The sequence below is a fragment of the Mesorhizobium sp. M7A.F.Ca.CA.004.06.1.1 genome, assembly GCF_003999135.1.
Classification (GTDB): Bacteria; Pseudomonadota; Alphaproteobacteria; order Rhizobiales; family Rhizobiaceae; genus Mesorhizobium.
Genome location: NZ_RZPQ01000194.1, coordinates 1 through 8,529, shown reverse-complemented (window position 1 = coordinate 8,529; position 8,529 = coordinate 1). Strand labels below are relative to the sequence as shown.

General features: G+C 62.8%; 8 protein-coding genes. 2 read left to right on the top strand and 6 right to left on the bottom strand.

The window, feature by feature from the left end; all coding sequences use genetic code 11:
- From EN906_RS14120 to EN906_RS14110, 3 genes are all read right to left on the bottom strand, one after another.
- On the bottom strand, positions 1-1,081 hold a 1,081-nt coding region (locus EN906_RS14120; protein WP_164777170.1), incomplete at its 3' end, for a tetratricopeptide repeat protein.
- 37 nt (positions 1,082-1,118) lie between these two features.
- The gene (locus tag EN906_RS14115) at positions 1,119-2,321 is read right to left on the bottom strand and encodes an NAD(P)/FAD-dependent oxidoreductase (RefSeq protein ID WP_236382982.1); all 1,203 of its coding nucleotides are present in this window, start codon (positions 2,319-2,321) and stop codon (positions 1,119-1,121) included.
- A 135-nt stretch (positions 2,322-2,456) separates the two neighbouring features.
- The gene (locus EN906_RS14110; protein WP_127269397.1) at positions 2,457-2,867 is read right to left on the bottom strand and encodes a helix-turn-helix domain-containing protein; all 411 of its coding nucleotides are present in this window, start codon (positions 2,865-2,867) and stop codon (positions 2,457-2,459) included.
- 135 nt (positions 2,868-3,002) lie between these two features.
- Here EN906_RS14110 and EN906_RS14105 point away from each other — a divergent pair, with 135 nt between their 5' ends.
- Positions 3,003-3,896 (top strand): SDR family oxidoreductase, encoded by an 894-nt coding sequence (locus EN906_RS14105; protein WP_127269396.1) that lies wholly within the window; start codon positions 3,003-3,005, stop codon positions 3,894-3,896.
- A 58-nt stretch (positions 3,897-3,954) separates the two neighbouring features.
- Here the strand turns inward: EN906_RS14105 and EN906_RS14100 are convergent, their stop codons facing one another.
- On the bottom strand, positions 3,955-5,874 hold the full coding sequence (locus EN906_RS14100; protein ID WP_127272417.1) for a potassium transporter Kup: 1,920 nt from the start codon (positions 5,872-5,874) through the stop codon (positions 3,955-3,957).
- Positions 5,875-5,978: 104 nt separating this feature from the next.
- The gene (locus EN906_RS14095) at positions 5,979-6,719 is read right to left on the bottom strand and encodes a pyridoxine 5'-phosphate synthase (protein WP_127375223.1); all 741 of its coding nucleotides are present in this window, start codon (positions 6,717-6,719) and stop codon (positions 5,979-5,981) included.
- Positions 6,720-6,854: 135 nt separating this feature from the next.
- Between EN906_RS14095 and EN906_RS14090 the strand changes: the two genes are divergently transcribed.
- On the top strand, positions 6,855-7,277 hold the full coding sequence (locus tag EN906_RS14090; protein WP_127271116.1) for an STAS/SEC14 domain-containing protein: 423 nt from the start codon (positions 6,855-6,857) through the stop codon (positions 7,275-7,277).
- Here the strand turns inward: EN906_RS14090 and EN906_RS14085 are convergent.
- A complete protein-coding gene (locus tag EN906_RS14085; RefSeq protein ID WP_027034850.1) occupies positions 7,270-8,397 on the bottom strand; it encodes an ATP-dependent RecD-like DNA helicase in 1,128 nt (375 codons plus the stop codon). The two genes, EN906_RS14090 and EN906_RS14085, sit on opposite strands and share 8 nt — an antisense overlap.
- Positions 8,398-8,529 lie beyond the last annotated feature (132 nt).

Here is an 8,529-nt window from a genome sequence, read left to right as displayed (position 1 = left end):
GGTTCATGCTGTTTTCGGTATCGCCCATCGCGGCGAAATGCGCGGCGAGCAGGTTGGCGATCTTGATTGCCAATATCTCGGGATAACTCGCGTCGTTGGTCAGCGGCAGCAAGCGTGCGAGCGTCGGCGCGTCGAGCGGCTGTGCACCGGAAAGAGCCCTGGTGTAAAGCAGCCAGGCATCGGCCTGCTCAATCAGATTGCCTTCCTGCTTGAGGAGGACAGCGATATCCCGGTCCTGCTGGAAATAGCGCAAGGCCTCGTCGTACTTGGCGAGGTCGAGATAGTCCTGAGCCGTGTTGTTGGCGCTAACCAGAACGTTGAAGTGATTTGGCCCGTAGTAGCCGATACGTTTCTCGAGCACATTCAGGTCGTACTGTAAGGCGCGTGTCGGTGCCCCGATCTGACGCAGCATGTCGGCCAGATTGTTCTGCAGCTTCCAGGTGAAGCGATCGTCCTGGCCAAGCACCCGCTCCGCAATCTCCAGATTGCGCTGGTCAACGTTGATCGCCGCAGCGATTTGACCGAATGCAGCGATCCCTGTCGCCAGCACATCGTTGGCATACATGAGTTCCAGGGATTCCGTGCCTTGGTAGTGGGCGTAGAGATTGGTTGCCGTAGCGCACATGGAAACGAAGCCCTGATAGTCTTTCTCGGCCTGTTTCAGCATTGCGTAATTGAGATAGAAATCGGCACGCTTCGCGACATCCTGCTGCATCGCCCTGGTTTTCAGGCCTTCGGCGAAAATCTCCTCGGCGTTGTCGAGGATCTGGTTGTTGAGGAACGTCGCGCCGGCGTTCGAGTAGCTCTCCACGGTGAACTCGTAGAGGTCGCTCCTGGCCGCATCGAGCAGCGCTGCCCGCAACTGCGCATAACCATCGTCGAAGCGCCCGACCTCCATCATCAGCTTGTAGGCCGCATCGATCCGAACTTTCAGCGCCTCTTCACTGCCTGCTGGAGTCTGCTGACCGGCTTGGCCCGGCGTCTGAGCTTGCGCCGTCGGCAAGGGCGGCGCCACGACCGACGTGGCCAGGACAGATGCAACGACCTGCATCAGGCCTAGCGATTTTCGGACTATGGACATGACAGCGTTCATGCGGATCGGTCTGATGCGAAAAACTCTAGGATGCGGTCGTATCATGATCCGGATTTTGTCCGAAATCCCACCGCGTTTCCTCAAGTCCAATCCGCCTGAACGGATCGATCACGGTTCCCGCCACCATCGAGGCGAGGAATTGCGGCGCCGGCGGGATTTTTGCCACCGTCGCCACCAGCCTGTCGCGGAGGAAGGGCAGCGCCACCGAATCCGACTGGTAGAACGGCGTGAATGCCAGCGACAGCGCCTGGAAGACGCGGACATGCCAGCGCCGCGCCCTCGCATAGGCCTCCAGCGCTGCCTCGACGTTTGACGCCCGCGCCAGCGCATTGCTGAGCGCCGCGGCATCGAGCAGCGCCATGTTCGCCCCTTGCCCGAGTTGCGGACTGGTGGAATGCGCCGCATCGCCGATGACGGCCAATCGCCTACCGGCCGGAAGCTTCATCGTGTGGTGGCCGTAGCGGGCCAGCGAGAGCTGGTCGAAACTGTCGATCTGGCTGGTGAACGCCTCGCTCTGCGGCCACAGCCGGACCACCCTTTCCTTCCAGGCGTTCAGGCCGCGAACGCGCACCTCATCGGCATCCGACGGCTTCAGGCTCCAGAAGAAGGCCGCCATCTTTTCAGCGCCCGGCTCCGGTCGGCCGATCGGCAGCACGCCGATCATCACGCTCGCTTTGTCGTAGCGTTGCAGCAGCGCGTGCTCGTCGAAACCATCGCCACGCCAGCCGAGCGAGGCCCAGAACGCACCATAGGTGAGTGGCCGCGGCTCGCCTGGAGCGCTTTCGCGGCGCAGTTTCGAGCGCGAACCGCTGGCGTCGACGACCAGATCGAATGGCCCTGCCCTCCGCCCGTTGCCACAGATCAGCGTCGCCCGTTCGCCGGTCTCCAGGGCCTCGATCTCGACGCCGGTCTCGATGGCGATCGCCTCGCTCTGCGCGGCGCGGAAAAGCACACCGAACAAAGCCGCCCGGTGCACCGCCAGCCCGAAGCGGCCACCGCGTTGCGCATCGTAGCGGACATCGAGCACCGTGCGGCCAGTGGAAGCATCGGCGCCATGCAGGCGGTCTATGCGGCTGCCCAGCGCCAGTATGTCGTCGAGCAGGCCAAGACCGGCCAGTACCGTCAGCCCTGTCGGCTGAAGAATCAGCCCGGAGCCGACCGGCTTCGGCTCATCGAAGCGCTCGAACACGGTGACCCGATGCCCGGCACGCCTGAGATAGAGCGCCACGGCCAGTCCCGCCGGCCCGGCGCCTGCAATTGCGATATCATAGGAAATGCCAGTGCCCCCAAAGCCGGATTGGCCGGGACAATCCTTCAGCGGCGGGACGAAATCAAGCCGTCACCAACGGCTTTGCGCCGCTGGTCAGCCTTGGGCGGCGTCAAAATCGGCGCGTGCGCCGCGCACCGCATCATGATTGAGCTCGGCCCACAGGATCAGCTGATGCAAGGCGCCGAACATCGAATGCCCGAGATCGGTCAGGCTGTACTCGACGCTCGGCGGCTTGGTCGGGAACACCTCGCGATGCACATAGCCGTCGCGCTGCAAATCGTAGAGCGTCTGCGTCAGCATGCGCTGTGAAATGTCCGGCACCAGCCGCCGCAACTCGCCGAAGCGATAGGGCTGCTCGGCCAAAGCCATCATCAGCAGCGAGCTCCATTTGCCGCTCACGCCCTGGATGACCTCGCGGACCGGACAATTGGCGAAGTTGCCGCCGCCGGAGACCGCCTTGTAGACCTCCAACTTCGATCTCAGATTGACGATCTTGCTGTCCACCGCTGGTTCCCTGCGCGTGCCTACCTCCCGAAAAACTGCCTTCTTTACGGCTCTGGGTCAATTCCTATTTTAGTGCTGGTCTCTTTTTGAGACTGCCCCTCGAACCGCCTTAGCGGCGCAATGTCAGGATCTTCCATGACCCAAACCCTTCTCGTCACCGGCGCTTCCGGCCAGCTCGGCCGCAGCGTCATCAACCACCTGCTGGACACGTTCAAGGTCCCCGCGGGCCGGATCATCGCCACCACCCGCAATCCGGAAAACCTTGCCGAGTTGGCGGCGCGAGGCGTCATCACAAGGGCGGCTGACTTCGACGACACACTATCGTTGGAGGCTGCTTTCAAGGGCGCCGACAGGGTGCTGATCATCTCGACCGGCGAGATCGACCTGCTACACGGCAAGCGCCTGAGGCAGCACCAGAACGCGGTTGCCGCCGCTAAAAAGGCCGGTGTTTCCCACCTTCTCTACACCTCGATGCCCAACCCGGAACCGGTTTCGCCGGTGCTGTTTGCCAATGATCACTACGGCACCGAGCAGGCGATCAAAGCGAGCGGCATCCCCTACACGATCTTCCGCAACGGCTGGTACCAGGAGAACCTGTTCATGGCCCTGCCGCACGCGATCGCTTCGGGAAAATGGTACACGTCCGCCGGCGAGGGCCGCGTTGCGCCTGGTGCGCGCGACGACATGGCAGCAGCGATCGCCGCCGGTCTCGCTGCCGTTTCGAACGAAAGCAAGACCTACACCTTGACCGGCCCGCAGGCCTACACCACGGCTGAGATTGCCGCCCTGGTAAGCGAGGTCACCGGCAAGCCGCTCGATGTCGTCCAGGTTTCGGATGAAGCCTTGACCGAAGGCGTGAAGGCATCAGGCGTTCCCGAGGATTTCGCTGAGGTCATCGTGTCCTTCGACGCCAACACGCGCGCCGGCCGTATCGCCATGGTGACCGACGCAATCGAGTCGCTTTCGGGCAGGACGCCAAAGACGTTGAAGCAATTCCTCGAGGCGAACAAGGTCGCCCTGGCCGGTTGAAGCGGAGTGACATGGACTGTGCCGTGAGGCACAGTCCATTCGCCGATCCGGCATGCCCCTAGATCGCCACCTGCGTGCCGATCTCCACCACGCGCCCGGTCGGGATCTGAAAGTACTCCGTCGCGTCGGCCGCAGTGCGGGCCAGGCCGATGAACAGCCGGTCCTGCCACACCGGCATGCCGGAATTGGGCGAGGCCTTGAGCGAACGCCGCGACAGGAAGAACGAGGTCGTCATGATGTCGAACTTCCAGCCCTGCTTGCGGCAGATCGCCAGTGCGCGCGGGATGTTGGGCTGCTCCATGTAGCCGAAGGTCAGCGTCACCCGCATGAACAGCTCGTTGACCGTCTCCATCTTGACCCGGTCGCTGTCGGGCACCACCGGCTGCGGCGCGGTCACCACCGAAAGGATGACGTTCTGCTCATGCAGCACCTTGTAGTGCTTCAGGCTGTGCATCAGCGCGGTTGGCGCGCTTAGCGGATCGCTGGTGAGGAAGACGGCGGTGCCGGAGACCAGCTGCGGCTTCTTCTTCAACAAATTGCCGGCAAGGAAATCGAGCGGGATCTCGTTGCGGCGGGTCTTGTCGAACAGATAGCGGCTGCCGCGCACCCAGGTCCACATGGCCAGCACGACGGTGAAGGCCACGGCCAGCGAGGCCCAGCCGCCCTCGAACACCTTGACGATGTTGGAGGCAAAGAAGCCGACATCGATGAAGCCGAACAGCGCCGTAAGCGAGATTGCCACCCACAGCCGCCATTTCCAGATGCGCGTCATGACGACATAGAGCAGCACCGTCGTCACCAGCATGTTGCCGGTCACCGAAATACCGTAGGCCGACGCCAGCCTGCTGGACTCGCCGAAGCCGACCACCAGCATCATCACCACCAGCGCCAGCAGAAGATTGACGCGCGGCATGTAGATCTGGCCGGACTGTTTCTCCGACGTGTGCAGGATTTCGAGCCGCGGCAGCATGTTGAGCTGCACCGCCTGCCTGGTCAGCGAGAACGCGCCTGATATCACCGCCTGGCTGGCGATGACCGTGGCGGCGGTCGCCAGCACGACCATCGGGATCAGCGTCCAGCCTTCGTTCATCTCGAAGAACGGATGGCCGACGACGCCATTCTTGGCCAGCACGAAGGCACCCTGCCCGGCATAATTGAGCAGCAGGCAGGGAAACACGATCGCCAGCCAGGCCAGCACGATCGGCTTGCGGCCGAAATGGCCGAGATCGGCATAGAGCGCTTCGGCGCCGGTCACGGCGAGAAAGATGGCGCCGATGGTCACGAAGGCGACATCGGGCGAATTGATCAGGAAGGCGACGATATAGTGCGGGCTCACCGCCCACAGGATTTCCGGATCGGCGATGATGTGGTTGAGGCCGGAAAGGCCGATGGCCAGGAACCATACCGCGGTCACCGGGCCGAACACCAATCCCACCCCGCCCGTGCCAAAGCGCTGCACCGCGAACACCATGGCAAGGATGACCAATGTCAGCGGCACGACATAGGGCTGGAAGGTCGGCGTGACGACATTCATGCCCTCGACCGCCGACAGCACCGAAATCGCCGGTGTGATGACGGCGTCACCGAAGAAAAGCGATGCCCCGACGATGCCGATAGCGAGCATCAATGCTGAACGCTTGGGGAAACTGCCGCGCGCCAGCGCCATCAGCGACAGCACGCCGCCCTCGCCGCGGTTGTCGGCGCGCAGCACGAACATGATGTATTTGATGGTGACGATGATCGTCAGCGACCAGATGATCAGCGACAGCACGCCGAGAATATCGCCGCGCTGGGCGACATTGCCGCCCGAGGACGCCACCAGCGCCTCGCGAAAGGCGTAGATCGGGCTGGTGCCGATATCCCCATAGACGACACCGAGCGCGCCCAGCATCAGAACCTTGGTGCTGTGCTGTTCGACTTCCGAATGGCTCGATTGTTCGACGGGTTCTGCCTCACTACCAGTGTTGGTAAGGGCCATGGACGACACTCCGATAAGCGCGCGGTGCTCTACGCTTGCTGCGATGCAATATCAAGTGCCGTCGCGTAATGGCTGCCATGCCTGCCGCGCCAGGCTGCCCATCGCTACCATCCGCAGGCCTTGAGGAACCGACCCACCGTGCCGGCCATGCCATACTCCAACGCGTCGGCTGTCAACCCATGTCCGATCGACACTTCGGCCAATGCCGGAATGCGCTTGACCAGCGCCGGCAGATTGCCAACCACGAGATCGTGCCCGGCATTGACCTGCAGCCCGGCGGCAAGCGCCGCGTCAGCGGTTTTTCCCAATCTTTCCAGCTCTTTGGCCGCTTTGGCGGAATCTGTGTGATAGCTGCCATATGGACCAGTATAGAGCTCGATGCGATCGGCACCGGTGTCACGTGCGGCCGCCACCCAATCGGGATCAGGGTCGGAAAACAGCGACACGCGAAAGCCCCCTTTTTTCAAGCGTTTGACGATCGGTGTAAGGAACGCGGCCTGGGTGGCGAAGTTCCAGCCATGGTCCGATGTCGCCTGGGCCGGATCGTCCGGCACCAAAGTCACCTGTTCAGGCTGATGCTTTTCCACAAGCAACAGGAAATCCTCGGTCGGATAGCCCTCTATGTTGAATTCCGCGCGCGGAAACTCGTCGTCGATCAGCGACCGGATCTCAGGCAGATCGGAGTGTCTTGTGTGCCGCTCGTCGGGGCGCGGATGCACCGTCAGCCCATGCGCCCCGGCCGCCAGCGCAATGCGGCCGAGGCCGGTCACGCTTGGCCACGGCAGGGCGCGCCGGTTGCGCAGCATGGCGATGGCATTGAGGTTGACGGAGAGCTTTGCAGGCATGCGGGCGGTCTCGGAAATCATTCAACGCGCCCACCTATAATGCCTTTGACGGGAACAGTAATGCCTTTGGTGGGAACAGACTGGGGGTTTCGGGTGTTCCAAGCCTGATGAACGAGCCGGGAAAGGAAAGCGCCGATGAATTTTCTCGATGAGGTTCCGGCAATTCGCCGTATCGAGACCAGCCGCGACGACCTTTTCGCCATCGATGTCGTCGGGCACGTTTCCGCGGCCGACGGTGAAAATCTTTTCGGGCTGCTGGAGGCAGCCTATGCCCTGCATCCGCGCATCGATGTGCTGGTGCGCCTCGTCGACCACGATGGCGTCGACTGGGCCGACATCGCGGACGAGACCCTGAAGCAGGGCGCGATCCATGCATTGAAACATGTCGGCCGTTGCGCAACCATCGGCGAACCGGACTGGATAGCGGACGCACAACGCTTTCTGCCGTCCTCCCCGCCCGTTGAAATCAGGCACTTCAAGGCGGAGGACGAGGCCGCCGCCTGGCAATGGCTTGCCGCGCAGCCTATCGGAGCAACAGCATCCGGCGCCCCTACCTGACGATCGTCAGCCGCTCGGCCGCCCGCGTGATGGCGGTGTAGAGCCATCGCTGGCGGGTTTCCTTGAAGGCCCAGCTTTCATCGAACAGCACGATCTCGTTCCACTGCGAGCCCTGCGCCTTGTGCACGGTCAGCGCGTAGCCATAGTCGAAATCGTCGAAGCGCTTCTTCTGCTGCCACGGGATGTCGGCATCGGGATCCTCGAACGCCGCCTTGAGCAGCTTGATCTTGGCGACGCCGCGATCCGGATCGTCCTCTTCCGGCGACACCAGAAGGTTGATGCCGGGCTTCACCGTCTCGCGCGACGAGGTCATCACCTTCCACAGCGAGCCGTTGAGCAGGCCCTTGGCCGGATCGTTGCGCAGGCAGACGAGCTTGTCGCCGGCCTGCGGATAATCGGCGTTGAAGCCCTTGAGCTCGCGCAGCCGCTGATTGTAGCGGCGACGCGTGCGGTTGGTGCCGACCAGCACCTGGTCCGCCTTCAGCACCAGCTCCTGGGTAACGTCTTCCTTGCCGATCACCTGCGCCGTGCCATAGTCGCCACGCATGAATTCACGGCCCTCGCGCACATCGAGCGCCAGCCGCAGGATCGGGTTGTCGCGCGCCTGCCGGTGGATTTCGGTCAGCAAAAAATCCGGCTCGTGGTCGGTGAAGAAGCCGCCACCCGAGATCGGCGGCAGCTGGCCGGGGTCGCCCAGCACCAGGATCGGCGTGCCGAAACTCATCAGGTCGCGGCCGAGCTGCTCGTCGACCATCGAGCATTCGTCGATGACGACCAGTTTCGCCCGCGTAATCGGGCTCTGGCGGTTAAGCGAGAAGGTCGGCGACATCGAGGTCTTGCCGGTGACCTCGTCCGATACCGATTCCTCGCCCTTCGGCCGATAGATCAGCGAATGAATGGTGCGCGCATTGACCGCGCCCTTGGAGCGCAGCACCTGCGCCGCCTTGCCGGTGAAGGCGGCGAACTGCACCTGGCCGTCGACATGTTCGGCGAAATACCGCGCCAGCGTCGTCTTGCCGGTGCCGGCATAGCCGAACAGCCGGAACAGCTGCGGCTGGCCGGTCTTCAGCCATTGGGCGACCGCCTTCAGCGCGTCGTCCTGTTGGGGAGAGAATTCCATCAGCGCGAGAGACCGGATTCGCAAGGGAAAGACAAGACAGCCGCCACCATCATCGATGTGCCGGGACGCTTCAATGCCGCCGACGGGTCAGGCTATCAGGCGCAGACAAGAACGTAAAGGGAACATACAAGC